This is a genomic window from Shewanella sp. SM69 (assembly GCF_025653985.1).
Classification (GTDB): Bacteria; Pseudomonadota; Gammaproteobacteria; order Enterobacterales; family Shewanellaceae; genus Shewanella; species Shewanella oncorhynchi.
Map to the genome: position 1 here is coordinate 100,541 of NZ_JAKKRV010000005.1, position 26,348 is coordinate 126,888.

The following is a 26,348-nucleotide window of genomic DNA, read 5'->3' on the forward strand; positions in this document are numbered from 1 at the left end:
CTTAAAAATAACCGCTTAGCAATGGTGGTTAAAAAATGAGCCCTACAGGGTGGATTAACTTGTACCGAATGTTTTTATTCTAAGTGACTGATTTTAAGTTTTATATCCGTGTTAACCCCCGTTTTGCAAAAAAGTGTTCAAAGTTACTCTCTGCTTTCCCTTGCGTTCCCCACATACTTATCCACAGATATTATGGATAACTCAGTAAAGTGAGCCTCTTAACCTAATAAAAATCCTAAGTCAATGCGAATAAAGTGCATTTATTCTGGCTTTTGTGGACAGTTGTGGACACTATTTGTGTATAAAGTTGAGTAATATCGCGAGAATGATAGAAATACTTCTTGCTGGTCAAATAATGAGCTTTATTGGTTTTTTAGTCTAAAATAAATCATGATTAATATGCAAGCTTATGAATTTGTTTGCTATTAAGTTTTAACGCTAAATTTAAAAAACGATGGTAAATAGATGTTTTTTGAACGTTATAACAAGTTCACCTGAGTTTCAAACAGAGATATCCACAGAAAATGTGGATATCCCCGGATTCCATCTCCTAGCATTGTTGATAAATGTCTTTTAAGTCAGATGTTATCCAAAGCTTAGGATAAAATAGAGGTTTGCTGAGAGACTAGCTTTATGAAACAATCAGTTTATTAAAATTTAATGTGATTTGGAGTCCATGTGATTGATAGCGACGGCTTTCGCGCAAATGTGGGCATTATAATTTGTAACAGATATGGCCAAGTCATGTGGGCTAGACGTTTCGGTCAACACTCATGGCAATTTCCTCAAGGTGGCGTCGATGATGGCGAGACTGCAGAAGAGGCTATGTACCGTGAGTTGTATGAAGAAGTGGGCCTAAGACCTGAACACGTGCATATATTAACCTCGACCCGTTCTTGGTTGCGCTATCGTTTGCCAAAGCGTTTAGTGAGGCAAGACAGTAAACCTGTGTGTATCGGGCAAAAACAAAAGTGGTTTCTGTTACAACTGAAAAGCCAAGATAGTGCGATTAATTTGAGTTCTTCTGGGCATCCTGAATTTGACGATTGGCGCTGGGTAAGTTATTGGTATCCTGTGCGGCAAGTTGTGTCATTTAAGCGTGATGTTTATCGTAAGGTGATGAAAGAGTTTGCGGTAACGGCATTGTCATTCCAAACCCTAGAAATACCTAGGAAACGGGGAAGACAAAAAACAACGGGCTGATTTCAAAAGAGGATTGAAAACAGTGTTAAATACGCTTAGGGATATTACTCAGGCTGTGGCATCTGCCCACAGTTTGGAAACCGCATTAGAAATCTTAGTTTCATCGACTAAAGCGGCGATGGAAACCCAATGTTGCTCCATCTATATCCTAGAAGAGCAAGAACTCGTGTTATCTGCAACCGATGGTCTTGAAAAAAGCGCCGTTGGTCGAGTACGTATGCCGCTGACTGAAGGTTTAGTTGGACTTGCTGCTCAGCGAGAAGAGGCCGTTAATTTAGCCGATGCTCGGCTTCATCCAAGGTTTAAGCTTTTTCCTGAAGTCGCCGAAGAAGAATACCGCGCTTTTTTAGCTGTACCTATTATCTACCAGAAGGCTGTGGTTGGGGTGATAGTGGTACAGCAGGCGAGTGCTCGCCAATTCAGTGAGGGCGAAGAAGCCTTTCTGATGACCCTCGCTGCACAGTTAGCGATGGCGGTGCGTGGGTTAAAACAAAAAGCTCAAGTCAGCTCCCATCATCAACAAATTCTGTTTCAAGGTACTTCAGCGTCAAACGGTATCGCCATTGCGTATGCCTTCGTACTTGGTGGGGAAATTCCCCTTGAACAGCCTGAGGTGCGTTCTGACGATATTGCCTATGAATCGAGTCGCTTAACCACGGCTATGGTGCGTTGTAAAGAAGCGATAGGTGCCTTATCTCAACGGTTTGATCGCGAGCAAGATGACGAAGTTGTCTCCATTTTCAATGCATTACAGTTACTGCTCGATGATGCTAGTTTAGGCGGCGAATATACCCGTGAAGTGCAATTAGGCTGGGTTGCTGAGTCGGCGGTGAGCCGAGTGTCTCTACGTTATATTCAACAGTTTTTAGCAATGGAAGACCCTTACCTTAAGGAGCGGGCTAGCGATATTCGCGACTTAGGTCAAAAAGCATTGCGCCAACTTATTGAGCCAGAACGTCTAGAGCTTGAGCCCGATAAACCTGTAATCCTCATTACCCGTGAAGCCGATGCGACTATGTTGGCTGAGTTCCCAAGGCAAAAGCTTGCGGGTATTGTCACTGAGCTAGGTGGCGTAAACTCCCATGCCGCCATTTTAGCCCGCGCCTTAGGTGTGCCTGCAATCACAGGTGTCGAGCAACTGTTATCTGCCAATATTGACCAAAAACTTTTAGTCGTAAACGCAAGCCGTGGTCAGTTATTGGTGTCGCCATCACCTGCGATTGTCGGTGAGTATCGTAGCCTGATTTCGGCACAAAAAGCCTTGCAACGCCAGTATGCCCAAGAATTAGCGCTGCCTTCTGTAACCTTAGATGGTTCACGTATTCGCTTGTATCTCAATGCGGGATTACTCAGTGGTGTTGCCTCTGAAATTGCAGAGGGTGCCGACGGTATTGGGCTTTATCGCACTGAAATTCCTTTTATGTTGCAACAGCGCTTCCCGAGTGAATCTGAGCAAGTCAAAGTCTATCAACAGGTCTTATCGGCCGCGTCCGGTCGACCTGTGGTGATGCGTACTTTAGATGTGGGAGGCGATAAACCTTTACCGTATTTCCCGATTAAAGAAGACAATCCTTTCCTTGGATGGCGCGGTATTCGCTTGTCTCTGGATCATCCTGAGCTGTTTTTGGTGCAGTTACGGGCCATGCTACAGGCTGGGGGAGACGGTAAACAGTTAAGTATTTTGCTGCCTATGGTCAGCAACTTAGATGAAATCGATCAATCCTTAGAATATTTGCAACAAGCCTATGTCGAATTAAAAAACGATGTTAACAGCGACATAGTGATGCCACGAATAGGCATTATGCTCGAAGTGCCCGCCATGCTATATCAGTTGGATGATGTGGCAAAACGAGTGGATTTTGTCTCTGTTGGTAGTAATGATTTAACCCAATATTTACTGGCTGTTGACCGTAATAACCCGCGGGTGAGCTCGTTATTTGACAGTTATCATCCTGGAATATTGCGGGCTTTGCATCAGGCGCACCTCGATTGTCGATACCATAAACTCGATATTAGTATCTGTGGAGAGCTCGCGGGCGAACCTATGGGGGCCATTTTGCTGGTGGCTATGGGATACGATCAGTTGAGTATGAATCAGGGCAGTTTAGCGCGGATCAATTATCTATTGCGACGTGTTGCGCGGGCCGATTTAGATCAATTACTTGCTAAAGCGCTGAGCCTATCAAACGGCTTCCAAGTGCGTGAGCTGGTTAAAGAATATTTGACCCAGCAGGGTCTTGCAACAATTCTTAATTAACTAATGCTGTGTTTTGCTTTAAGCTAAGGCCCTCAATTTATCACGCTGTAGGTACTCGTGTGGATAGTTTGTTGTTGGTGTTCTTTATTTGCTTGGCTTTAGGCGCATTTGTCGGCTTTATGGCAGGATTATTAGGTATCGGTGGCGGCTTGATTGTAGTGCCTGCACTGCTTTATATTTTGCCATCGGTCGGTATTAGCTCTACTCAGCTCCCCCATATTGCAATTGCCACTTCGCTCGCAGCCATTATTCTCACCTCTATTTCGTCGGCACGTGCCCACCATAAGCGTGGCAATGTGCCTTGGGATTTATTCAAATCAATGTTACCGGGCCTGATTATAGGCGCGCTGGCTTCAGGTTTTATTGCTGAGCGTATTCCCGCTGATAAGTTACAACAAGGTTTTGCCATCTTTGTTATTTTAATGACAATTCAAATGGCTTATCCCGTTAAGGCCGAATCAAATCGTCAATTACCTAATTCAGTAGTGCTTTTTGTTGTATCGGCTTTTGTTGCGGTTTTGGCAGGTTTGACCGGGATAGGTGGCGGTATACTGATAGTGCCATTTTTGACTTTTTATGGTTTACAGATGCGTCAAGCCGTGGGTTTTTCTGCTGCGATGGGCTTCTTAATCTCTCTTTCTGGCAGTTTCGGCTATATTATTGCAGGAATGAATGCCCCTGAGTTGCCCTATGGTACCTTAGGCTATATCTATTTACCTGCATTGTTTGGTTTAGTGATTACTTCTGTCTTGATGGCGCCTGTGGGGGTAAAAGCGGCGAGCACTTGGCCAACACCTGTACTTAAAAAGATATTTGCATTGTTACTTCTATGTGTCGGCCTTAAGTTAATTCTGACCTAGTTTTTATGTTTATCTTTGTTTTAGGCTGCTAATGGATGTGTTATGGCGTTGAGTTTCCCCAATATCGATCCCGTGATCGTTTCATTTGGACCGTTTAATCTTTTTGGACAAACCTTTGAACCGGCACTGCGTTGGTATGGTTTTACCTATTTAGTCGGATTTGTTGCGGCCATGTGGTTGTTGAACCGCCAAGCCGACCGTTCAAAGGGGATATGGACGCGGGAGCAAGTTTCAGATTTACTCTTTTATGGTTTTCTTGGGGTGATTTTAGGTGGCCGTATCGGTTACGTGCTTTTTTATCATTTCGATTATTTCCTCGCCAGTCCCCTCTATTTATTTAAAATCTCCGAAGGTGGCATGTCCTTCCACGGCGGTTTGATGGGCGTGATTACGGCGATGCTCTATATCGCGTGGAAACAAAAACGTACTTTTTTTGCTGTCGCCGATATGGTGGCACCTGTTGTGCCTATTGGTTTAGGCGCTGGTCGTATTGGTAACTTTATCAACGGCGAGCTTTGGGGACGAACCACTGATCTGCCTTGGGCTATGGTGTTTCCAACTGGTGGGCCTGACCCACGTCATCCATCCCAGTTGTATCAGTTCGCCCTTGAAGGCGTAGCATTATTCCTATTACTTTACTGGTTTAGCAAACGTACCGATAAAGTCGGTGCAGTCTCTGGTATGTTCTTAGTCGGTTACGGTATGTTCCGTATTATGGTTGAAACTGTGAGGCAACCCGACACACAGTTGGGACTCTACTGGGGATTTATGACTATGGGGCAGATACTCTCTATGCCTATGGTGTTAATCGGTTTGTACTTGATTTTTCGTAAGCAAGGTAAGCAGCAATGAAACAATATTTAGACTTAATGAAGCACATATTAGCCGAAGGCGTGGATAAATCGGATCGCACAGGTACTGGGACTCGCTCGGTATTTGGCTATCAAATGCGCTTCGATTTGAGCAAAGGTTTTCCTTTGGTGAGCACCAAAAAATGCCATATGCGCTCTATCATCCATGAATTGCTGTGGTTTTTGAAGGGTGAAACTAACGTTGCCTATTTACGCGAAAACAAGGTCAGCATTTGGGATGAATGGGCCGATGATAATGGCGATTTGGGCCCAGTTTATGGTGCCCAGTGGCGCAGTTGGCCAACCCAGAGTGGTGATGCTATCGATCAGATTTCGCAAGTTATCGCCCAGATAAAATCTCAGCCAGATTCTCGCCGTCTTATTGTTTCTGCGTGGAACGTGGGCGAACTGGATAAAATGGCTTTGGCACCGTGCCACGCGTTTTTTCAGTTCTATGTAGCCGATGGTAAATTATCTTGTCAGCTGTATCAGCGTAGTTGTGATGTGTTTCTTGGTTTGCCATTTAATATTGCCAGTTATGCTTTGTTAACTATGATGGTCGCCCAGCAATGTGACTTGGCCTTAGGTGATTTTGTGTGGACGGGTGGCGATACCCATTTATATTCTAATCATATGGAACAGACGGCACTGCAGTTAAGTCGTGATCCAAAACCGTTGCCGACCATGACTATTGTACGCAGACCTGAGTCGATTTTTGACTATCAATTCGATGATTTTGAATTAACAAACTACGCTCCACACCCTCATATCAAAGCCCCTGTTGCTGTGTGATGTATGTTTTTTAGTCTAACACTTCGGGATAACCGAGGTGTTAGGGAGAAACTTACGATTATATTTGTCATTACAATTCGTCTACACTCAATTCATTATGATTTTTAGGAGTGCAAGATGGAAAAAGCAATTAGAAATTTTCTGAGCCAAGAGTCGGCTGGCGGTATCCTGTTATTGGTTGCTGTTGCCTTAGCCATGCTGATGGCCAATTCCCCCTTATCTGGACTTTATCAAGGCTTTTTAGGCACTGACGTTCAAGTCAAAATTGGCGAGCTCAACATACACAAGCCACTTATCCTGTGGATAAACGATGGCTTGATGGCCATATTCTTTTTGCTGATTGGTTTAGAAGTGAAACGTGAGTTACTTGAAGGCGCTTTATCGAGTGTCGCTCAAGCTTCCCTGCCTACCTTTGCAGCCATTGGCGGCATGTTAGTCCCTGCTGGTGTGTACTTACTGTTTAACTACGGTGATCCTGTCACACAAGCGGGCTGGGCGATTCCTGCCGCGACCGATATTGCCTTTGCCTTAGGTATTATGGCGCTGCTCGGAAGCCGCGTTCCTGTTTCACTGAAAGTCTTCTTACTTGCTTTAGCTATCATCGATGACTTAGGCGTCATAGTGATTATCGCGCTGTTTTACAGTACTGACTTATCAACCATCAGTTTAGTGATTGCCAGTTTAGCGATTGCGGGCCTGGTCGGGTTAAACCGCAAAGGGGTTACTTCACTTTTACCCTATGGCATCTTAGGGTTAATTCTTTGGGTTGCCGTTCTTAAGTCTGGAGTGCATGCGACTCTGGCTGGCGTCATCATTGCTTTTTGTATCCCATTGCGGGCAAAGGATGGCAGTTCACCCTCAGAAGGCTTAGAGCATAGTTTGCATCCTTGGAGTACTTTCCTCATTTTGCCAGTGTTTGCTTTTGCTAATGCGGGTGTTTATGTCGGCAATATGAATTTGGAGACGTTAATTTCTCCTGTTCCTGTTGGTATTGCATTGGGTCTGATGTTAGGTAAGCCAATCGGTGTAATGTTATTTAGCTTTATTGCGGTGAAACTAAAATTAGCGCAATTGCCTGATGGCGTAGGTTGGAAGCAAATTGCCCCCGTCGCGGCCATGTGCGGTATTGGTTTTACTATGTCTATGTTTATTGCGTCGTTAGCTTTTGAACATGCAGACCCTATGTACGGTGACTTAGCACGCCTAGGAACCTTAATCGGTTCGATTATGGCAGCGTTAGTCGGGTATTTCTGGTTATCAAAAGTGTTACCTAATAAAGGAGTATAACTATGATAAAGTTGAAATTAATGGGAATAGCAACGCTCTTATGTTTATCGACAACCGCGACGGCATCGCAAATTTCGGCCTGTAATCAGGATGCAAACTCGCAGACTTGCCAAAGCTATCTTGAAGGAATAGTGGATGGCGCTTTGATGTTTAAATCTGATTCCTTAGGGGCGAGATTAGAAACTAATGGTTATGAATCGAGGGCACTTAAGTATCGCGGTGGTAAACGTTTCCAAGAAGCGAATCGAACCTATTGCGCCGAACGTATTCCAGAACGTAACGTTTTAGTTTCAGGAGTCACTGAAGCGGTAAGTCTGGGGAATGCTGCCGATTTGGAGCAGTTACAAGGCATAGTTACTAACTTACTCGACTGCCAGCGTTTAAAGTAACTTGACTGGGAATCATCAGGTTTTTAATCATCTGATTTTAAACTAATCGAGTTTAAAATAACACAGTAACCCCTCAGCGCTTTGGCGTTTGAGGGAGCATTAACAGCGGGTTAGCATGCTGCACTTGAATTATAACCACTTGTATTATTTTTGGATGATTAAGAAAAAGGGCTCGGTCGCGAAGGCGGCCGAAGCCCTATGTTTGACGCCGCAAACGATAACGGGGCAAATTCGTGCCTTAGAAGATAGGTTAAACGGCAGTCTGTTCAAGCGAGTCGGGCGGACATTGGAGGCGACAGAATTAGGTGAATTGGTTTTTCGCTACGCCGATAAGATGTTTAGCCTTAGCTATGAAATGCTCGATTTACTTAACTATCAAAAAGCGGATGCCATGTTATTCGAGGTGGGTATTGCCGATGCCTTATCTAAAGCTTTAGTCAGCCGAGTTTTATTATCCGTAGTGCCTAATGACAATTCTATGCACTTAGCCTGCTATGAGGCGACTCACGAGAGCCTAATGGCGCGTTTACGTGAGCATAAATTGGATATGATCCTTTCGGATTGTGCAGGTGAGTCACTGAAATACCCTGAAATTTTATCTAAAAAATTAGGCGAGTGTGGCGTGAGTTTTTTCTCCGCTGAGACTTATAGCGCTGATTTTCCTGCCTGTTTAGAACAAGGCCAGCTATTAATCCCCGGCCGTAGAACTTCACTCGGACAACAGCTATATCGCTGGTTTGACGAGCAAAATCTTAAAGTCAGTATCTTGGGCGAGTTCGATGATGCGGCCATGATGAAGGCCTTTGGTTACCTTAAACGAGGTATTTTTGTCACACCGTCGATTTATCGCCAAGAAGTGATTTCCCATGGTATGAATTTGCTCGGTGAAACCACCGATGTGAAAGAGGAATACCATGTGATGTTTGCGGAACGTATGATCCAACATCCTGCGGTAAAGCGATTATTGGATACAGATTTTAGCGATCTCTTTGAGGGGCTCGATACGCAAGTACAACAATGCTAATTTTGTGAGTCAATATGAAGGGTTAATCGACACTTTAGTCAGTGAACTGATAGACTAATGCCAAATCTGTGTTGGGAGAAATACCTTGGAATTAATGAACATCGCAAGGGTTCGCTGGGCATGTCGTCGTGGGATGCTGGAATTAGACGTCTTGCTTCAACCTTTTGTTGAAAACTTCTATCAAGAAATGTCCGATGAAGATAAAACCGTGTTTATCCGTTTGTTGGAATGTGAAGATCCAGAATTGTTTGCTTGGTTTATGGGCCATGAAGTGTGCCCTGACACTGAACTGGCTCGTATGATAGTAAAAGTCCGTGGAAGACCGGCACCATAGTTTCAGCGTAAAAGCCTCTTTCGACCAACGACTCTCGTTGGTCGTTTTTATTGGTGTCTGTTCTAGCTCATTTCTGCTTTGGCCCCAAAGCGACATTATCGCCTTATCTCTGCTTAAATATTTGTTTATCGTACTTGTTAGTATTTTTTTGCTGTCGCAGTTGTGGCGACTGCAGCATTGGCGTTTAGATTTTGTGCTGAGTGATAAAGGCGAGGGACGTTTGTCAACGGGGGAGCACTTTCAGGTACTAAAACGCACTTGGGTCACGCCCTTTGTTTGCTTGATTTATATCGAAGTGGATACTCAGCTGCGGCTCTTGCTGGTTTGGGCTGATATGTTAAATGATACTGACTATCGACATTTATGTCGGCTGTTGCTGCGGGCTAAAATGCAACAGACTAAACCTCATTCTAAGATTTAGTCTGTTTATGATGAAGTAATCTATGCGTATGCGGTTACTTTTCTGGTAGTAAAATTGTTGGGCGAGGCGCGTCTAATTTCTCTGGATGATCGATATTAAAATGCAGCCCACGGCTTTCTTTACGCTCCATGGCACAGCGAATAATTAATTCGGCCACTTGCACTAAGTTACGTAATTCGAGCAAGTTATTGCTAACCCTGAAGTTACTGTAATATTCCTGAATTTCTTGCTGTAACATCAGGCAGCGGCGCAGTGCTCGCTCCAGACGTTTATCAGAGCGTACAATTCCAACGTAGTCCCACATGAATAACCGCAGTTCGTGCCAGTTATGGGCGATGACCACTTCCTCATCCGAGTTCGACACTTTACTTTCATCCCATGCTGGAATTTGTCCCGGGATTTGAATTTTATGCAGTTGGCTTTCTATATCCTGTGACGCCGCACGGGCAAACACTAAACATTCGAGTAACGAGTTACTCGCCAGACGATTGGCGCCATGTAAGCCCGTATAGGCGACTTCACCAATAGCATAGAGACCATTGAGATCCGTCTGACCGTGCATATCTGTCATTACACCACCGCAGGTATAGTGAGCAGCAGGCACCACAGGGATAGCATCTTTAGTGATATCAATTCCTAGATCTAAGCAACGGCTATAGATGGTCGGAAAATGCTTCATCACAAAGTCAGCATCTTTATGGCTGATATCCAGATACACACAGTCGGCACCGAGACGTTTCATCTCATAGTCGATGGCGCGGGCAACGATGTCACGGGGAGCGAGTTCAGCGCGTTCATCAAAGTCCGGCATAAAGCGGCTGCCATCAGGACGACGCAGATAAGCCCCTTCACCACGCAGGGCTTCGGTGAGTAAGAAGTTGCGCGCATCTGCGTGGTACAAACACGTCGGATGGAATTGGTTGAACTCCATATTCGCCACGCGGCAACCTGCACGCCATGCCATGGCAATACCATCACCACTAGCGACATCGGGGTTTGAGGTATATTGATAAACCTTAGAGCTACCGCCTGTTGCTAACGCAACAAACTTGGCCTTAACGGTTTCGACGTGCTCTTCATTGCGATTCCACACATAAGCGCCTAACACACGATTACCTGGGCGATTTAACTTACGGGTGGTGATGAGGTCGATGGCGTTATAGCGTTCTAAAACTTGAATATTGGGGTGGGCGAGTGCGCGCTCTTGCAGTGTGGTTTGCACTTCTTTGCCTGTGGCATCGGCAGCGTGCAGAATACGTCTGTGGCTATGGCCGCCTTCACGGGTTAAATGGTAAGGTGCGTCTTTTGCATTACCGTCAGTGGTTTCTTCTTTATCGAAGGCAACGCCACATTCGATAAGCCATTGCATCGCACTCTTGGCATTTTCAGCCGTGAAAGTGACAACGTCTTTGTCACATAAACCCGCCCCTGCGATTAAGGTGTCTGCAACATGGGATTCGATAGTGTCACTTTCGTCGAAGACGGAGGCGATACCGCCTTGGGCGTAGTAAGTCGACCCTTCCGAGAGTGGGCCTTTTGAAAGCAGAATTACTTTTGCTTTTTCAGCAAGATGCAAAGCTAGTGTCAGACCTGCGGCACCGCTACCTATGACTAATATGTCAGATTGGTGTTCAACTACTTGTTTCATCGGGTATCATGATGTGACTGAAGAGTGCCAACTATGGTAAACCAACTCACCGATTATGGGTACTTTCCTTTTTACCTTACTTTTTTTGTATAATTTTTAGAACTTTTTCAAAGCCCGCGAGTCTACATAAGTGAATATGATTCGAGCGACTGAGAAATCAGCATTTTAGATTTAGGAGAAGTCGGCTCGGATGAGTGGACAATTAAGTGATCAACAATTAGTTGAGCGCGTACAACAAGGTGATAAAAACGCTTTTAACCTGTTAGTGCTTAAATATCAAAGTAAAGTCATTAGCTTGATATCCCGTTATGTACGGAACCAAGCGGACGTTGCTGATGTGGCACAGGAAGCGTTTATCAAAGCTTACAGAGCTTTGCCAAACTTTCGCGGTGAAAGTGCATTTTATACTTGGTTGTACCGCATCGCAGTAAACACTGCGAAGAATTATCTCGTATCACAGGGGCGTAGAACGCCTGCGAATGATGTTGATGCAGAAGATGCCGAATATTACGAAGGCAGTGACGCGCTGAAGGAGTTTGCCTCCCCAGAACGGCTAATGTTATCGGATGAAATCAAAAAAGTGATTTTCGATACATTAGAGACCTTGCCTGAAGAATTACGAATGGCCATCTCATTGCGTGAACTCGATGGTATGAGTTACGAAGATATTGCCATAGTCATGGATTGTCCTGTCGGGACCGTAAGATCGCGTATCTTCCGAGCTCGAGAGGCAATCGATAAAAAGCTCCAGCCGTTGCTGGAAGCCTAAATTCTTATTTTAAGAAACCCTTATATTTAGACAGGTGAAAAATGGATAAATTAGGTCAAGAATGGGTATCTGCCGCAGTCGATGGAGAGACTGATGCGCAGACCATGGCAGAGTTATCTGCTGATACACATTCACATGATAAATGGCATAACTATCATATGATAGGCGATGCCATGCGTGGCGAATTGCCGCAGACTATTGTGTTAGATCTCTCTGCTAGCATTGCTGCCGCCATTGAACTTGAGCCAGCGATAGTTGCGCCTAAGCATCATGCGTCTAAAGTCACTGCACCTGTAACGCCACAAATTGCCGCCAATTCGGAGCAAAGCCGCGTCGTACCTTTATTTAAGCAATTTGGTCAATATGCCATTGCTGCGACGGTTGCTATGTTTGCGATTGTGGGTGTGCAGAATTACAATCAAACCGCCGATGATGCCGCGTCACCATCGCCCGTGTTAATTACAAGGCCGCTGATTGGTAGCGCATCACCTGTGAGCCTACAAACCGGTCCTGTACAACAGAATCAAGGCTATACCAATGATCAGGTAAATGAGCAACGTCGCCGAATTAATACTTATATCCAAGATCATATGTTGCAACAACGATTGAATACTGGTGCGGTTGTAGAGGACAATACCGAGGTCGTACCTGTTCCGGTCAATCAATAACGAGGAGTTAGCTTGCGTCTAATCCTGTTGGCTTTATTAGCCTTGGTCTTTCCTGCAACCGCGCAGGAAGACATGCCTGCCAAAGCTTGGCTCGAGAAAATGAGTCAGGCTTTACGAGAGAAAGAGTTTAAAGCATCGATTATTCAACTTCAGGCCGATCATATTCGGCCTTTGGTTTACCTGCATGGTAAGGTGAATAATCAAGAAGTTGCCTTTCTAGAATACCTTAACGGTCCACCTAAAAATGCTGTGCGTGTCGGCAATCGTGTCACCTTTATTGAGCACGACGAGCCTGCATACAGTATTGTTTCTAATCATATCCAAGGTGTTTGGCCTGCCGCTTTTTCTGCCAATATGGCGGATTTAGAAGTGGGTTATCAGTTTGTGCTTGGTGGTCGCACCCGTATTGCTGGTCGTCCGGGGCAAATGATCCGCCTATTGCCCAATGATGAATTCCGTTATGGCTTTCAAATTTGGCTCGATATGGAAACCTATCTGCCGCTGCGATACGACATGCTGACTCAAGATAAGCAATTGCTTGAGCAGATCATGGTGATTGAACTCATCGAATTCAGCGAGCCGCCAGCCATTTTGCAAGAAGCCTATAAGCAAGAATGGCCTGCAGTTATCGATCAAGCCGAGCGCCAAGACGGTCAAAACTGGCAATTTGCTTGGTTACCCGCAGGTTTTACTGTGGTCGTGCGTGATCACCATAGATTGATTGGTAGCCATGAGGCGGTGGAATACATAGCACTAACTGATGGGCTAGCGAGTATCTCCGTTTATGTTGCGAGAGCAAGTACAAGTCCATTGCCTGAGGAGTTAATCACCCGTAATGGTTTGTCGTTAGTCTCAGAAAAAGTGGGTAATGCCGAAGTGGTTGCTGTGGGTAAAGTGCCGACAGAAACTCTAACACGCATTGCTAAAAGTCTGACGCTAGAATAGGACGCCGATTATGATGGAAGAAATTGCCCGAGTCGTCGCCAGTGATAGCCAAGGCTGGTTGACGGTTGAAGTCGAACTTAAGAGTACCTGCAAGAGCTGCAGTAACAGTGAGTCTTGCGGGACTTCTGCTGTTGCTCAGGCTTTTTCCTCGAAAACCCAGCAATTTTCGATTCAGAGTGAGCGCCGCTGCGAGGCGGGTGAGTTACTCAAACTAGGACTTCCCGAGAGCGTAATCCTCAAAGCTGCGGCATTAATCTATTTAATGCCGCTGTTTGGTTTGTTTGTTGGCGCTGCGTTAGGCCAATTTTTAGGCCAGTTGCTTGAGTTTAATCCTAACCTAGGTGCCATGGGCTTTGCGGCCGTTGGTGCCTTGATTGCGTGGTCTTTTGGTAAGCAACAGGCTAAACGTTTAGAAGTTGATGCTCAGCCTGTGATTTTGGCCTATTTAGGTAGGAGCATCAATTTAAACGAATTAGCTCAATAATTTCAATGTGTTATTTTTTATCAAATAGCAGCTAACTGCGGTTTTGGGCGTTGTTTTATCGGCCTGTCTTAAGTAGGAGTGAATGTGATTGGTATTGAAACCGCAATCAGGTACAATTTCGCTCCTTTGAACCGTATCCATTTTCAGTATTAGTCATTGCAGCATAATGAAACAAATTAGAAACTTCTCAATTATTGCCCATATCGACCATGGTAAATCGACGCTATCAGATCGTCTTATTCAGGTTTGTGGCGGTTTAACCGACCGTGAAATGGATTCTCAAGTTTTAGATTCTATGGATCTAGAACGTGAGCGTGGTATTACGATTAAGGCACAAAGTGTCACTTTGGATTATAAAGCCAAAGATGGCCTTGTCTATCAACTCAACTTTATTGATACCCCAGGTCACGTTGACTTCTCCTACGAGGTCTCGCGCTCATTAGCTGCCTGTGAAGGTGCTTTGCTGGTGGTTGATGCGGGTCAGGGCGTTGAAGCTCAGACACTGGCAAACTGTTATACCGCGCTGGATATGAATCTAGATGTGGTACCCATTTTAAACAAGATTGACTTACCACAAGCCGATCCGGAACGTGTTGCTGCCGAGATTGAAGATATCGTCGGTATTGATGCGATGGATGCTGTGCGTTGTTCGGCTAAAACCGGTGTCGGTGTCGATGAGGTTTTAGAAGTCATTGTTGCCAAAATTCCACCGCCAGAAGGCGATCCTGACGCACCATTGCAAGCCTTGATCATCGATTCTTGGTTTGATAATTACTTAGGCGTAGTGTCGTTAGTGCGAATTAAACACGGTAGCCTGAAAAAAGGTGACAAGTTTAAGGTAATGTCTACAGGGCAAAACCACACTGCGGATCGCGTGGGTATTTTCACTCCAAAACAAACTGACAAAACCGAACTTAAAACCGGTGAAGTCGGCTTTGTGATTGCGGGTCTGAAGGAAATTCACGGCGCGCCCGTGGGCGATACGTTAACTTTAGCCAAAAATGGTGCTGAAAAGCCGTTACCTGGTTTTAAGAAAGTGAAGCCACAGGTATACGCTGGCGTATTCCCCATTTCGACCGACGAATATGAAAACTTCCGTGATGCGCTGAACAAACTCAGCCTGAACGATGCGTCATTATTCTTTGAACCTGAAAGTTCTTCGGCACTCGGTTTTGGTTTCCGCATTGGCTATTTAGGCCTGCTCCACATGGAAATCGTACAAGAGCGTTTAGAGCGTGAATACAACCTAGAGTTGATCACCACTGCGCCAACCGTAGTGTACGAAGTCGTCATGACCAGCGGTGAAACGATTTACGTTGATAACCCGTCTGATCTGCCTGCGATTAACAACATTGAAGAAATGCGTGAGCCGATTGTTGAGGCCAACATTTTAGTGCCAAAAGAATACTTAGGTAACGTGATTACCCTGTGTATTGAAAAACGTGGCACTCAAGTGAACATGGTTTACCACGGTAACCAAGTGGCTGTGACTTACCATCTGCCAATGGCGGAAGTGGTCATGGACTTCTTCGACCGTTTGAAATCCACTAGCCGTGGCTATGCATCACTCGAATATAACTTTATTCGTTTCGATCCTGCAGACATGGTGCGTTTAGATATTCTCATCAACGGCGACCGAGTCGACGCCTTGGCTATGGTTATCCATAGATCAAACATTCGTCACCGTGGTTTAGCCTTAGTGGATAAGATGAAAGAACTTATTCCACGTCAGATGTTTGATATTGCGATTCAAGCGGCGGTGGGCAGTCAAATTATTGCCCGTTCAACCGTGAAAGCCCTGCGTAAAGACGTAACGGCTAAGTGTTATGGCGGCGACGTTTCTCGTAAGAAAAAACTCTTAAATAAACAAAAAGAGGGTAAGAAACGGATGAAGCAAGTAGGTAACGTTGAGGTGCCACAAGAAGCATTCTTAGCGGTACTTAAGCTAAACGAGTAATCGTTAGCATAAGAAGTGACAATTTAGTTGACTATTGCGCCGCTGTTTGCGGCGCTTTAGTTAGGTTATCGCATTGGTTTATCACTTTGATTTACCAAGGTCGAATACGGTAAGTTAACTAAAGTATGATATTCGCTGAGTTAGGCACCTTTAATTATTTTTAAGGCAGGAGTTCAATAAGCAATGGCAGCGTATTTTTCCATTATTCTAGTGCTAATCACCCTGATCTCAGGACTTATTTGGTTAGTCGATGTGCTCGTTTTCGCCCCAAAGCGTCGTGAGAGTTTAGCGTTAGCAAAGGCATCACAAGCGAATTTAACTGAAGAAGCTGAGTACCAAATCATTCGTGAGTCGACCATAGTCGAAACCGCGCACTCTATCTTCCCTGTAATAGCCTTTGTGTTGATCCTACGTTCATTCATTTATGAGCCATTTCAAATCCCATCGGGTTCTATGATGCCAACCCTCTTAGTGGGCGACTTCATTCTGGTGGAAAAATTTAGTTATGGGCTTAAAGATCCCGTATGGCGAACCAAGCTGGTTGAAACTGGCGAGCCAAAACGTGGTGACGTGGTGGTATTTAAATACCCTGAAAATCCGCAAATTGACTACATTAAACGTGTTGTCGGTTTGCCGGGTGATAGAATTATTTACCGTAACAAGCAGTTGATGATACAGAAGGCCTGTGGCGTTGAGCAAACAGCTTGCCCAGAACCGCAAGTTATCGCCCGCACTGAGATCAGTCGTGGTGATTACAGCCAAGATGGTGTGCCGTTGCTGCGTTATAAAGAGGAATTGGGTGATGTCGCCCACGATATTTTGATCAACCCAAGTCGTCCTGACATGCTGGGGTATTTTAAGCGTGAAGGTAATTTACCTGCGGGTGAGTTTTTAGTGCCAGAAGGCCATTACTTTGCCATGGGCGATAACCGCGATAACAGTACCGACAGTCGTTTCTGGGGCTTTGTGCCAGAAGAGAACCTTGTTGGTAAAGCGGTAGCGATTTGGATTAGTTTTGAATTTGACCGTTCAAAAGCCGACTTCCTCCCAACTTGGGTGCCAAGCGGTGTGCGTTTTGAGCGTGTAGGTGGAATTAAATAGCATGGAACCGATTAAAAATTTGCCACGTTTGTGTCGTACTTTAGGTTATGAGTTCAAGAATATTGAGCTTTTGACTCAAGCGCTGACCCACAGAAGTGCGGCAAATAAGCATAATGAGCGCTTAGAGTTTTTAGGTGATTCAATTTTATCTATCGTGATTTCTGATGCTTTGTATCATCAGTTTCCGAAGGCAACCGAAGGCGATTTAAGCCGGATGCGTGCCACCTTAGTTCGCGGTGATACCTTAACTATCATCGCCCAAGAGTTTAAGCTCGGCGATTATTTATATCTCGGTCCTGGCGAGTTGAAAAGTGGCGGATTTAGACGCGAGTCGATTCTTGCCGATGCGGTTGAAGCCATTATTGGCGCCGTTTACCTTGATTCCGATCTCGAAGTTTGCCGTGCATTACTGCTGAAATGGTATGCCGAGCGTTTGGCCGAAATCCAACCTGGGATCAGCCAGAAAGACGCTAAGACATTACTGCAAGAACATTTACAAGGGTTTAAAAAGCCGCTGCCTGATTACCAAGTAATCAACATAGAAGGCGATGCCCACGATCAGACATTTACCGTTGAATGTCGTATTGAAAACTTGAGCCAAAGCGTCATTGGTGTGGCGAGTTCACGCCGCAAAGCCGAGCAAATCGCGGCCGCTCAAGTATTGGAGTTACTAAAGAAATGACCAAAAAAACAGACTTGTCAGGTATCGATGCTGCAAAAGCGGCAACTGAGCCGAGTTTAGATGAATTACTGGCAAGGATGAATGCGGCCGCGCCAACGCCGTCGGCCCAATACGATGTCACTTATTGTGGCATGGTGGCGATCATTGGTCGCCCTAACGTCGGTAAATCAACGTTAATCAACCGTTTGCTTGGTCAGAAGGTAAGTATTACTTCTAAAAAGCCACAAACCACGCGCCACCGTATCATGGGTATTCATACCGATGGTCCGAAGCAAATTGTGTTTATCGATACACCAGGTTTACACATAGAAGAGCAGCGGGCGATTAACCGCCTGATGAACCGCGCAGCAGCCAGTTCGCTTGCCGATGTAGCTATGGTGATTTTTGTGGTCGATGGCATGACGTGGACCGCCGATGATGAGATGGTGTTGAGTAAATTACGCCGTGGCGGTGAAGAGCGTCAGACAATTCTGGCGATCAATAAAGTCGACAATATCAAAGACAAAGAATCGCTATTCCCGTATTTGGAAGAAGTTGCTAAAAAATATCCTTTCGATGAAATTTTGCCGATTTCTGCCAGTAAAGGCACTAACGTTAAGCGCATTTTAGAGCTGGCGGCGGCGTCGATTCCTGAAGGACCTTTCTTCTTCCCTGAAGACTATGTTACCGATCGTTCGCAACGTTTTATGGCGTCGGAAATTGTGCGTGAAAAACTGATGCGCTTCTTAGGTGATGAATTACCCTATGATGCGACAGTTGAGATTGAACAGTTCAAGATGATGGAAAATGGCGTTTATCAAATTAATGCCTTGATCCTCGTTGAGCGTGAAGGTCAAAAACGTATGGTGATCGGTAGCAAGGGCGAACGTATTCGTACTATCGCAACTCAAGCTCGCTTAGACATGGAGACCTTGTTTGATAATAAAGTCTTCCTCGAAGTGTGGGTGAAAGTGAAATCCGGTTGGGCCGACGATGAACGCGCCCTGCGTAGCTTAGGTTACGGCGACGATTAAGCATTAATTCCAGCGAGCGCGCTTACCGATGAAACGTGGCTACGTTCTACATCATCGCCCATATCGAGAGTCCAGTGTCTTAGTTAACCTTTTAGTTGACGGCATTGGACGGGTCGATGTGGTTGCCCGAACCGGCAGCGGTAAGCGCTCTATCAAGAGTATTCTCCAGCCCTTTCAACCGCTGATCTTCGAATTTAGCGGTAAGTCTGAATTAAAAACCTTAACTCAAGTCGAAGCCGCTGCGCCTGCTGTGCCTCTTTCTGGCCAAAGTTTGTTTGCTGGTATGTATATCAATGAGTTATTGGTTCGCACTTTGTCTGTACAGCACAATGCCGAAGAGTTGTTCCTCATTTATCATCAAGCCTTAGTCGGCCTTGCCGCGAAGTTTTGCCAATCCCAACTGCGTTATATTGAGCTCGCCTTGCTGCGGGAATTAGGTTTTATGCCTTCTCTTAGCCGCGATACTCAAGGTGAACCACTCGTACCTGATGATTATTACCAACTCGTGCCTGAGTTAGGTTTTCAATTTGTGCTTAACTCCCGTGCTCGCAACGCCTACCAAGGGGCAATGTTGACGGCGCTTAACGATAACCAGCTCACCGACGCACATTTTTTGAGCGCCAAGTTGTTGATGCGCTCCCTGTTAACGCCATTACTCGGGACTAAACCTTTGTTGAGTCGACAATTGTTCGCCAGCACAGCCGTACCAACTAAGATTGATGGGAATAATTCGCCCTAGCTCCTGTTTTTTAGCGTGAGCCTCAGTACAATAGGCCGCAATATCAGCGTTAAACATTAAGGAGTTCCCGATGAGCCGTATCTTATTGGGCGTGAATATCGACCATATTGCTACTCTGCGCCAAGCCCGTGGCACCAGTTATCCTGATCCTGTGCATGCTGCTGCCGTTGCTGAACATGCTGGCGCCGATGGCATCACTATCCATTTGCGTGAAGACAGACGCCACATCATAGACCGCGATGTATATTTGTTGGCAAAAACCTTGAAAACCCGCATGAATTTTGAATGCGCTGTGACCGAAGAAATGCTTAACATCGCCTGTGAAATTAAGCCAACCTATGTCTGTTTAGTGCCAGAAAAACGTCAAGAAGTCACCACTGAAGGCGGCTTAGATGTGGCGGGGCAGTTAGATAAAATCACTGCTGCAGTGACTCGTTTAGCTGCTGAGGGTATTCAAGTCTCCTTATTTATCGATGCCGATAAAACCCAAATTGATGCCGCTGTTGCTTCTGGCGCACCGCTTATTGAAATTCATACAGGCTGTTATGCCGATGCAAAAACGGAAGCAGAAGAAGCTATTGAGTTAGCGCGTATTAGCGAAATGGCAAAATACGCCCATGGCAAAGGTTTAGTGGTTAACGCGGGTCATGGTTTGCATTATCACAACGTGAAACCCATCGCGGCGATTCCTGAGTTATATGAACTCAATATCGGCCATGCGATTGTCGCACGTGCCGCCATTGACGGTTTGGCGACAGCAGTGAAAGACATGAAAGTGTTAATGCTTGAAGGTCGTCGAGGCGAATAATGGCGATTGTCGGCCTAGGCACAGATATCGTCGAGATTGAGCGTATTCAGGTCCATGTGGCACGCGCAGGCGATAAGCTAGCTAAGCGTGTGCTGACCGAGGCAGAGTTAGCCATTTATACTGCCCATAGTCAGCCAAGTCGTTATCTTGCCAAGCGTTTTGCGGCAAAAGAAGCCGCAGCCAAAGCGCTCGGTACGGGTATTGGCCGCGGCGTGTCGTTTCAGCATATTCACATTGGCAACAATGAGGATGGTGCACCGACGATTCACTTTACCGAGGGTGCGCTGACGCGCTTACAGCAGCTTAAAGCGACGGTTGGGCATATCTCTATTGCCGATGAGAAGTCCTATGCGATTGCGACGGTAATCATAGAGTCTCAATAAACCCGAGTTTGTGTCTGTTGGCGGTAAAAAAGGAACCTTAGGGTTCCTTTTTTCATTTCTGGATGGGTATCCAAATCAGTGCCAAATTACTGAATGCAACAATTTATTTACTTTTACTGTTCAGTTTAATTGTTTTACGCTAGTTTATGGCTTGCGCGTCGCTCAATTTGGCGCACGTAAAAGCAGGGGCAAATGAAGAGGAACCCGCATGAAATCCGCCGCAGAGCAGTTATCGACCTACAAAAGTGTGCATTTAAATCAGCGTAATATTCAGACCCATTTTATTGGCATCCCACTGATTATTTGGTCTGCTTTCCTGTTGTTGGCCACAGTGCGTATTCCGCTGGGCAGTATGGGGGAGACAAGTTTAGCAGTGATAGTCGGTATATTCGTGTTGGCCTATTATGTCCGTTTACACTTAAGGCTTTCAATGGGGCTCATATTATTCATGGTACCAGTGCTGCTCACGACTGAGTGGGCGGCACATATCGCCGGTGCCACTTGGCTTGCCCTAGGAGTATTTGTAGTGGGCTGGGTGTTCCAGCTAATTGGTCATCAATATGAAAAAGCCAAGCCTGCCTTTGTGGATGACTTAAATCAGCTATTAATTGGGCCATTTTTCTTAATGGCGGAAGTGTATTTTATGTTGGGTTTAGAAAAGGCGCTGAATGCCCAGATAACGCCAATGGCGCTTGAGAAGCGTCGTATGCTTGAGGCGAAAAAGTCTGCATAGCTTGGCTAGATAGTGAATTAGAGTAGATAGATTAGCGCTAAAGGTATAGCTCGGGGGAGCATCATCGCTTAGAGGGAATTGTCGGCCGGACCACATCTTAACTTGTGTGGTTCGGCCAATTTTTATACTCAAAATTGAGGATTAAACTCTAGGGGGATGATAATACAGCGGGATAATTCTCACTGTATTAATCATATTCTCTGACACATCAATTATCTCTAATGGATAACCTGCTAAACGTAAACTGGTATTCGCAGAAGGAATTTCCTCCAGATACTCCAGAATCAGACCATTGAGGGTTTTAGGGCCATCGGTGGGAAAGTTCCACTTCATTTCTTTATTCAAATCGCGGATCGTAATACCCGCATCAACTAAGTAGCTACCATCTTGCTGGACCTTAATGTCTTCACTCGGGGTGGTCAACATAGAAGTGGTAAAGTCGCCGACAATCTCTTCGAGAATATCTTCGAGTGTTACTAGACCTTGAATATCACCATATTCATCAACGACTAAGCCGATGCGCTCTTTATTTTGTTGGAAGTTAGCTAGCTGCACATTGAGTGGCGTACCTTCTGGCACAAAGTAGAGTTCTTTCACCGCACGTAGCAAAGATGACTTGCTAAATTGCTCTTTAGATTGGAGGCGCAGGGCATCACGTAGATGAATAAAGCCCACTGCATCGTCTATGGTGTCGCGATACACTAACACTCGAGTATGTGGACTTTGGATCACCTGACGATTGATAACCTTAAATTCGTCATTGACGTTAATTCCGTAGATATCTGAGCGTGGCACCATAATATCTTCAACGGTGACTTTCTCTAAATCCAAGATAGATAACAGCATTTCTTGGTGGCGTCGGGGGATGAGTGCCCCTGCCTCATGTACCACAGTGCGCAACTCTTCTTGGCTTAGCGCATCGCTACTATTAACGGTTTTTATCCCCATCAAACGTAAGATGCCTGTGGTTATTAAATTAACGCTTGAGACAACATAGGCAAAGGTAGAGGAAAGTATAAGTAGCAGTATGCTAGAGGGAAAAGCAATACGCTCAGGATTTAGCGCGGCGATGGTTTTTGGCGTGACTTCAGCAAAAACGAGCACGACTAACGTAAGTACGCCAGTTGCAACAGCGACCCCTAAGTCGCCCCAAAGACGCATACCAATGATAGTCGCAATAGCAGATGCGGAAATATTGACTAAGTTATTGCCAATTAAGATCAATCCAATCAAACGGTCAGGACGCTCAAGTAACTTCAAGGCTCTAATCGCCCCTTTATGGCCATTGTTGGCTAAGTGGCGTAGACGGTAACGGTTGAGAGTCATCATTGCGGTTTCTGAGCCTGAAAAATAGGCCGAGAATAGGATAAGCACTAGTAAAACGATCAGGAGTGCGCTTGTCGATATAGCGTCCAAAAAAGGCTCCAATGTGGCCAGTAAACTTAAGTAAATACCGACATTTAAAAAAAGTGTCAAGTCGGCCGCAGCAATAACTGCCCCAGCCGACTTAAATGTTTAGTTGAGGATTAACTCTTTGACAATGCGCGCGCCAAAATATGCGAGCGAAAGTAAGGATGCGCCAGTCAGAGTGTAAATGACTGCGGTACGAATTTTACAACCGACCCAATACTGTTGCCACAGCATAGTAATGTATACAAACCAAGCCATTATCGACAGAATTGCCTTATGACCTTTACCATCGGCGAACATATCTTCAAGGAAGATAAAACCAGTCGCGAGCGACAAACTGAGCAAGATAACGCCGATAATCACCAGGTGATAAAGTTGTTTTTCAACTGTCATCAGCGGCGGAATGCCAGGGCTCAGCATAAATTGTTTTTTCTTCAGTTTATTTTGGATCATCGCCAGTTGTATTGCATATAGGGCGGCAATCATCAGGGCGCTATAGGCCATGAGTGACAATACGACGTGGGCTAATACTTCAGGATAAAGCTCAAAATGCGTGATGAATTTAGGCGGCAATAACCAGAGTAGGGCAACCGAAAGCACTGAGCAGGCGTAAACCACGGGCACGACGACGATGACTTTCAGCCTGAACATCAATATCGTAAAAGTAAAAGCGATAATCCAGTTCACTAAGGAAATCACATTCGTCAGGCTAAAGTTTTGGCCATCTGTGGTGAAAATCACTTGTGATAATGCTGCGGCATGTAAAATAACCGCAATAGCGGCAAAGCCTGCGACAGCACGGCGATTCGGACCGTCTGGGTGAAACAATCTACTCGTCACTAGTACCAATGCAATGCAATAAAAAAACATGGCTGAGGCAGAAAAGATGACCATGGGTAATTAACCTATTTGTGTAGTTAAAGGTGCCTTAAAAACGGGGCATACAGATCAATATTTCCCCTAGAATAACATGAGCTGTCGGCAAATGGGCAGTGACATGAGTTGCAAAATTTAGCAGATTCTTATTGTTAGGGTTAAATAGTGTGTCGACGACAATAAAACATGACTCAGCGCAAGTAAAACACTTAACCACAATCAAGATGGGTGCAGCAGTAGCATAATGCGCATGCATCGTTATAATACAGCCCATCAATCGAGATTCTTAAAGGTATAGAACAGGACGATGTTTGAGAACCTAACCGACAGACTGTCACGCACACTGAAAAATATCAGTGGCCGTGGTCGCTTAACTGAAGAAAACGTTAAGGAAACCCTGCGCGAAGTGCGTATGGCACTGCTGGAGGCCGATGTTGCCCTGCCTGTGGTGCGCGAATTTGTTAATAACGTAAAAGAACGTGCCGTTGGACAAGAAGTCTCTAAAAGCTTAAGCCCAGGTCAAGCCTTTATTAAGATAGTTCAAAGTGAACTTGAAAAATCCATGGGCGAGGCGAATGAAGCCCTAGATTTAGCCACTCAGCCGCCAGCTGTGATTATGATGGCAGGTCTGCAAGGTGCGGGTAAAACCACCAGTGTGGCCAAACTGGGTAAATTTTTACGCGAACGCCATAAAAAATCGGTATTAGTCGTCAGTGCTGACGTTTATCGCCCCGCGGCGATTAAACAGCTTGAGACGTTAGCGCAAGAAGTGGCGGTGGAGTTTTTCCCATCGGACGTTAGCCAAAAGCCAATCGACATTGCGAAAGCGGCGATTGCCCACGCTAAATTAAAGTTTATCGATGTGGTGATCCTCGATACCGCTGGTCGTCTGCATGTCGACGAAGCCATGATGGACGAGATCAAAGGCTTACACGCAGCGGTTAAGCCTATCGAAACCTTGTTCGTTGTTGATGCTATGACAGGTCAAGATGCGGCAAACACCGCTAAGGCGTTTAACGAAGCTTTGCCACTGACAGGGGTTATCTTAACCAAAGTCGATGGTGATGCGCGCGGTGGTGCGGCGTTATCGATTCGCCACATTACGGGCAAGCCGATTAAATTCCTCGGTGTGGGTGAAAAGACCGACGCGTTAGAGCCATTCCATCCAGACCGTATTGCCTCACGCATTTTGGGCATGGGCGATGTGTTATCGCTTATCGAAGAAGTTGAGCGCGGCGTCGATAAAGAAAAGGCCATGAAGCTGGCTTCGAAAGTGAAGCAAGGTGGCAGTTTCGATTTAGAAGATTTCCGTGAGCAGTTACAGCAAATGAAAAATATGGGCGGCATGATGAATATGCTGGAAAAACTGCCCGGTGTCGGTCAATTGCCCCCAGAAGCCTTAGCGCAAATCCAAGACGGCAAGATGACAGGTCAAATGGAAGCCATCATTAATTCGATGACTTCCAAGGAGCGTAAGAACCCTGATTTAATCAAGGGCTCACGTAAACGTCGCATCGCAGCTGGTTCTGGCACGCAAATTCAAGATGTAAACCGTTTATTGAAACAGTTTACTCAAATGCAAAAGATGATGAAAAAAATGTCTGCTAAGGGCGGCATGCAAAAAATGATGCGCGGAATGCGTGGCATGATGCCGCCAGGAATGAAATTTCCGGGACGTTAATCGGGCATTTTTAGTTAAACTTAGCACTTTATCAGTCGGTTGAATCTGGCAACAATGAACCGCTTACTGAGGGCGCAGGCGTAATAATCGCCATCTTTGGTTGCATTCGTTGGAAAGTCAGGTAAAATCTTCCGGCTTTCTATCTGGGACTCTTCGCGAACACGGGGTTTCAGTTTTTATTTTTGCTTCAAGCAAATCATTAGAGGATTGAAAACGCATGGTTACCATTCGTTTAGCTCGTGGCGGCGCAAAAAAGCGTCCATTTTACAACATCGTTGTTGCTGATAGCCGTAACGCTCGTGACGGTCGTTTCATCGAGCGTGTTGGTTTCTTCAACCCATTGGCCCGTGGCCAAGAAGAAACTTTACGTTTAGACCTAGCTCGCGTTGAGCACTGGGTTTCTAACGGTGCAGCTGCTACAGAACGTGTAGCAAAACTGATCAAAGACGCTCGTAAAGCAACAGCTTAATAGCGTTAAGGTATAGATTGATGAGCAGTAACCAACAGCCAGTCGTACTGGGGAAATTAGGCTCCTGTCATGGCATTAAAGGTTGGCTGAAAATCACCGCCTATACCGATTCTGTTGAAGGTATCTTTGACTATTCACCTTGGCTTATTAAAGAAAATGGTGAGTGGCGCGAAATAAAGGTCACCCAGTGGCGTTATCAAGGCAAGGCCGTTGTTGCCTTACTTGATGGCGTAGAAACACGGGAGCAAGCGCAAATGCTCACAAATTGTGAGATTGCGATTTTGCCGGAACAGATGAACGATTTGCCAGCAGATGAATTCTACTGGCGTGATCTCATCGGTTGCGAAGTGGTCAATACAACAGGCTATAACATGGGGATTGTCGATCAGATCGTGGAAACAGGATCGAACGACGTATTACTCGTTAAAGCCAACGCTAAAGATAGTTTCGGCAAAGTGGAACGTATGATCCCCTTTGTCCCTGAGCAGTTCATCAAAACGGTGGATCTGCAAGGTAAACAGATTTTAGTGGATTGGGATCCTGACTTCTAAGTCGAGGTACAAC

General features: G+C 45.4%; 28 protein-coding genes. 25 read left to right on the plus strand and 3 right to left on the minus strand.

All coding sequences use genetic code 11. The features are described 5' to 3' along the window. Positions 1-678 precede the first annotated feature (678 nt). The 10 genes from rppH (at position 679) to L5M37_RS09175 (ending at position 9,418) form a co-directional block, all read left to right on the plus strand. Positions 679-1,203 (plus strand): RNA pyrophosphohydrolase, encoded by a 525-nt coding sequence (gene rppH, locus L5M37_RS09130; RefSeq protein ID WP_006080762.1) that lies wholly within the window; start codon positions 679-681, stop codon positions 1,201-1,203. Between the two features lie 22 nt (positions 1,204-1,225). After that, on the plus strand, positions 1,226-3,460 hold the full coding sequence (ptsP, locus tag L5M37_RS09135; RefSeq protein WP_263200202.1) for a phosphoenolpyruvate--protein phosphotransferase: 2,235 nt from the start codon (positions 1,226-1,228) through the stop codon (positions 3,458-3,460). Positions 3,461-3,519: 59 nt separating this feature from the next. Beyond that, positions 3,520-4,320 carry a sulfite exporter TauE/SafE family protein gene (locus tag L5M37_RS09140; protein WP_028760835.1) on the plus strand — a complete coding sequence of 267 codons (801 nt, stop codon included), beginning with the start codon at positions 3,520-3,522 and terminating at the stop codon, positions 4,318-4,320. 42 nt (positions 4,321-4,362) lie between these two features. After that, positions 4,363-5,172, plus strand: coding sequence for a prolipoprotein diacylglyceryl transferase (lgt, locus tag L5M37_RS09145; protein WP_263200204.1), 810 nt, complete (start codon positions 4,363-4,365; stop codon positions 5,170-5,172). Continuing rightward, positions 5,169-5,963 (plus strand): thymidylate synthase, encoded by a 795-nt coding sequence (gene thyA / locus L5M37_RS09150; protein ID WP_105249861.1) that lies wholly within the window; start codon positions 5,169-5,171, stop codon positions 5,961-5,963. The genes lgt and thyA overlap by 4 nt, the downstream gene beginning before the upstream one ends. A 117-nt stretch (positions 5,964-6,080) precedes the next feature. Beyond that, entirely contained in the window at positions 6,081-7,250 is a 1,170-nt protein-coding gene (nhaA, locus tag L5M37_RS09155) for a Na+/H+ antiporter NhaA (protein ID WP_028760832.1), read from the plus strand. A gap of 2 nt (positions 7,251-7,252) precedes the next feature. Continuing rightward, positions 7,253-7,639 carry a hypothetical protein gene (locus L5M37_RS09160; RefSeq protein ID WP_105249860.1) on the plus strand — a complete coding sequence of 129 codons (387 nt, stop codon included), beginning with the start codon at positions 7,253-7,255 and terminating at the stop codon, positions 7,637-7,639. 115 nt (positions 7,640-7,754) lie between these two features. After that, entirely contained in the window at positions 7,755-8,663 is a 909-nt protein-coding gene (gene nhaR / locus L5M37_RS09165) for a transcriptional activator NhaR (protein ID WP_028760830.1), read from the plus strand. A gap of 85 nt (positions 8,664-8,748) precedes the next feature. After that, the gene (locus L5M37_RS09170) at positions 8,749-8,997 is read left to right on the plus strand and encodes a succinate dehydrogenase assembly factor 2 (protein WP_028760829.1); all 249 of its coding nucleotides are present in this window, start codon (positions 8,749-8,751) and stop codon (positions 8,995-8,997) included. Further along, positions 8,978-9,418: a protein YgfX gene (locus tag L5M37_RS09175; protein ID WP_173497031.1), complete on the plus strand. Its 441-nt coding sequence runs from the start codon at positions 8,978-8,980 to the stop codon at positions 9,416-9,418. The genes L5M37_RS09170 and L5M37_RS09175 overlap by 20 nt, the downstream gene beginning before the upstream one ends. Before the next feature lie 34 nt (positions 9,419-9,452). Here L5M37_RS09175 and nadB read toward each other — a convergent pair whose 3' ends face one another. Then, entirely contained in the window at positions 9,453-11,066 is a 1,614-nt protein-coding gene (gene nadB, locus L5M37_RS09180) for an L-aspartate oxidase (RefSeq protein ID WP_028760827.1), read from the minus strand. 190 nt (positions 11,067-11,256) lie between these two features. On the opposite strand from nadB, the gene rpoE reads away from it, so the two are divergent. The 12 genes from rpoE to L5M37_RS09240 all read left to right on the plus strand — a co-directional run bounded on the left by rpoE (position 11,257) and on the right by L5M37_RS09240 (position 21,348). After that, positions 11,257-11,835, plus strand: coding sequence for an RNA polymerase sigma factor RpoE (rpoE, locus tag L5M37_RS09185; RefSeq protein ID WP_028760826.1), 579 nt, complete (start codon positions 11,257-11,259; stop codon positions 11,833-11,835). Positions 11,836-11,876: 41 nt separating this feature from the next. Next, positions 11,877-12,503: a sigma-E factor negative regulatory protein gene (locus tag L5M37_RS09190; RefSeq protein ID WP_028760825.1), complete on the plus strand. Its 627-nt coding sequence runs from the start codon at positions 11,877-11,879 to the stop codon at positions 12,501-12,503. Between the two features lie 12 nt (positions 12,504-12,515). After that, positions 12,516-13,448 (plus strand): MucB/RseB C-terminal domain-containing protein, encoded by a 933-nt coding sequence (locus tag L5M37_RS09195; protein ID WP_263200206.1) that lies wholly within the window; start codon positions 12,516-12,518, stop codon positions 13,446-13,448. A 10-nt stretch (positions 13,449-13,458) separates the two neighbouring features. Continuing rightward, the gene (locus L5M37_RS09200; RefSeq protein ID WP_263200208.1) at positions 13,459-13,932 is read left to right on the plus strand and encodes a SoxR reducing system RseC family protein; all 474 of its coding nucleotides are present in this window, start codon (positions 13,459-13,461) and stop codon (positions 13,930-13,932) included. Between the two features lie 166 nt (positions 13,933-14,098). After that, the gene (gene lepA / locus L5M37_RS09205; protein WP_028760822.1) at positions 14,099-15,889 is read left to right on the plus strand and encodes a translation elongation factor 4; all 1,791 of its coding nucleotides are present in this window, start codon (positions 14,099-14,101) and stop codon (positions 15,887-15,889) included. 183 nt (positions 15,890-16,072) lie between these two features. Then, entirely contained in the window at positions 16,073-16,990 is a 918-nt protein-coding gene (lepB, locus tag L5M37_RS09210) for a signal peptidase I (protein ID WP_168823422.1), read from the plus strand. A 1-nt stretch (position 16,991) separates the two neighbouring features. Then, entirely contained in the window at positions 16,992-17,672 is a 681-nt protein-coding gene (gene rnc / locus L5M37_RS09215; protein WP_263200209.1) for a ribonuclease III, read from the plus strand. Next, the gene (gene era, locus L5M37_RS09220) at positions 17,669-18,685 is read left to right on the plus strand and encodes a GTPase Era (protein ID WP_028760819.1); all 1,017 of its coding nucleotides are present in this window, start codon (positions 17,669-17,671) and stop codon (positions 18,683-18,685) included. The genes rnc and era overlap by 4 nt, the downstream gene beginning before the upstream one ends. A 28-nt stretch (positions 18,686-18,713) precedes the next feature. After that, on the plus strand, positions 18,714-19,424 hold the full coding sequence (gene recO, locus L5M37_RS09225) for a DNA repair protein RecO (RefSeq protein ID WP_263180810.1): 711 nt from the start codon (positions 18,714-18,716) through the stop codon (positions 19,422-19,424). A gap of 70 nt (positions 19,425-19,494) precedes the next feature. Then, positions 19,495-20,232, plus strand: a complete 738-nt coding sequence (gene pdxJ / locus L5M37_RS09230) for a pyridoxine 5'-phosphate synthase (protein ID WP_113940663.1) — start codon at positions 19,495-19,497, stop codon at positions 20,230-20,232. Continuing rightward, positions 20,232-20,615 (plus strand): holo-ACP synthase, encoded by a 384-nt coding sequence (gene acpS, locus L5M37_RS09235; protein WP_263200210.1) that lies wholly within the window; start codon positions 20,232-20,234, stop codon positions 20,613-20,615. The genes pdxJ and acpS overlap by 1 nt, the downstream gene beginning before the upstream one ends. Before the next feature lie 208 nt (positions 20,616-20,823). Beyond that, positions 20,824-21,348, plus strand: a complete 525-nt coding sequence (locus L5M37_RS09240; RefSeq protein ID WP_131523031.1) for a DUF962 domain-containing protein — start codon at positions 20,824-20,826, stop codon at positions 21,346-21,348. Positions 21,349-21,489: 141 nt separating this feature from the next. Here L5M37_RS09240 and L5M37_RS09245 read toward each other — a convergent pair whose 3' ends face one another. Then, positions 21,490-22,764: an HlyC/CorC family transporter gene (locus L5M37_RS09245; protein ID WP_113940661.1), complete on the minus strand. Its 1,275-nt coding sequence runs from the start codon at positions 22,762-22,764 to the stop codon at positions 21,490-21,492. Between the two features lie 99 nt (positions 22,765-22,863). Beyond that, the gene (locus L5M37_RS09250; RefSeq protein WP_028760813.1) at positions 22,864-23,652 is read right to left on the minus strand and encodes an inner membrane protein YpjD; all 789 of its coding nucleotides are present in this window, start codon (positions 23,650-23,652) and stop codon (positions 22,864-22,866) included. A 289-nt stretch (positions 23,653-23,941) separates the two neighbouring features. Here L5M37_RS09250 and ffh point away from each other — a divergent pair, with 289 nt between their 5' ends. The 3 genes from ffh (at position 23,942) to rimM (ending at position 26,335) form a co-directional block, all read left to right on the plus strand. Beyond that, positions 23,942-25,315: a signal recognition particle protein gene (ffh, locus tag L5M37_RS09255; protein WP_006080787.1), complete on the plus strand. Its 1,374-nt coding sequence runs from the start codon at positions 23,942-23,944 to the stop codon at positions 25,313-25,315. A 217-nt stretch (positions 25,316-25,532) separates the two neighbouring features. Continuing rightward, positions 25,533-25,784: a 30S ribosomal protein S16 gene (rpsP, locus tag L5M37_RS09260; protein WP_006080788.1), complete on the plus strand. Its 252-nt coding sequence runs from the start codon at positions 25,533-25,535 to the stop codon at positions 25,782-25,784. A 20-nt stretch (positions 25,785-25,804) separates the two neighbouring features. Next, complete coding sequence (gene rimM, locus L5M37_RS09265; protein WP_006080789.1) at positions 25,805-26,335, plus strand: ribosome maturation factor RimM; 531 nt, start codon at positions 25,805-25,807, stop codon at positions 26,333-26,335. Positions 26,336-26,348 lie beyond the last annotated feature (13 nt).

Coding starts and splice junctions, on each gene's coding strand:
- lgt (WP_263200204.1), top strand. CDS start 4,363: ATGGCGTTGAGTTTCCCCAATATCGATCCCGTGATCGTTTCATTTGGA.
- thyA (WP_105249861.1), top strand. CDS start 5,169: ATGAAACAATATTTAGACTTAATGAAGCACATATTAGCCGAAGGCGTG.
- nhaA (WP_028760832.1), top strand. CDS start 6,081: ATGGAAAAAGCAATTAGAAATTTTCTGAGCCAAGAGTCGGCTGGCGGT.
- L5M37_RS09160 (WP_105249860.1), top strand. CDS start 7,253: ATGATAAAGTTGAAATTAATGGGAATAGCAACGCTCTTATGTTTATCG.
- nhaR (WP_028760830.1), top strand. CDS start 7,755: ATGCTGCACTTGAATTATAACCACTTGTATTATTTTTGGATGATTAAG.
- nadB (WP_028760827.1), bottom strand. CDS start 11,066: ATGAAACAAGTAGTTGAACACCAATCTGACATATTAGTCATAGGTAGC.
- rpoE (WP_028760826.1), top strand. CDS start 11,257: ATGAGTGGACAATTAAGTGATCAACAATTAGTTGAGCGCGTACAACAA.
- L5M37_RS09190 (WP_028760825.1), top strand. CDS start 11,877: ATGGATAAATTAGGTCAAGAATGGGTATCTGCCGCAGTCGATGGAGAG.
- L5M37_RS09200 (WP_263200208.1), top strand. CDS start 13,459: ATGATGGAAGAAATTGCCCGAGTCGTCGCCAGTGATAGCCAAGGCTGG.
- lepA (WP_028760822.1), top strand. CDS start 14,099: ATGAAACAAATTAGAAACTTCTCAATTATTGCCCATATCGACCATGGT.
- lepB (WP_168823422.1), top strand. CDS start 16,073: ATGGCAGCGTATTTTTCCATTATTCTAGTGCTAATCACCCTGATCTCA.
- rnc (WP_263200209.1), top strand. CDS start 16,992: ATGGAACCGATTAAAAATTTGCCACGTTTGTGTCGTACTTTAGGTTAT.
- era (WP_028760819.1), top strand. CDS start 17,669: ATGACCAAAAAAACAGACTTGTCAGGTATCGATGCTGCAAAAGCGGCA.
- recO (WP_263180810.1), top strand. CDS start 18,714: ATGAAACGTGGCTACGTTCTACATCATCGCCCATATCGAGAGTCCAGT.
- pdxJ (WP_113940663.1), top strand. CDS start 19,495: ATGAGCCGTATCTTATTGGGCGTGAATATCGACCATATTGCTACTCTG.
- acpS (WP_263200210.1), top strand. CDS start 20,232: ATGGCGATTGTCGGCCTAGGCACAGATATCGTCGAGATTGAGCGTATT.
- L5M37_RS09240 (WP_131523031.1), top strand. CDS start 20,824: ATGAAATCCGCCGCAGAGCAGTTATCGACCTACAAAAGTGTGCATTTA.
- L5M37_RS09250 (WP_028760813.1), bottom strand. CDS start 23,652: ATGGTCATCTTTTCTGCCTCAGCCATGTTTTTTTATTGCATTGCATTG.
- ffh (WP_006080787.1), top strand. CDS start 23,942: ATGTTTGAGAACCTAACCGACAGACTGTCACGCACACTGAAAAATATC.
- rpsP (WP_006080788.1), top strand. CDS start 25,533: ATGGTTACCATTCGTTTAGCTCGTGGCGGCGCAAAAAAGCGTCCATTT.
- rimM (WP_006080789.1), top strand. CDS start 25,805: ATGAGCAGTAACCAACAGCCAGTCGTACTGGGGAAATTAGGCTCCTGT.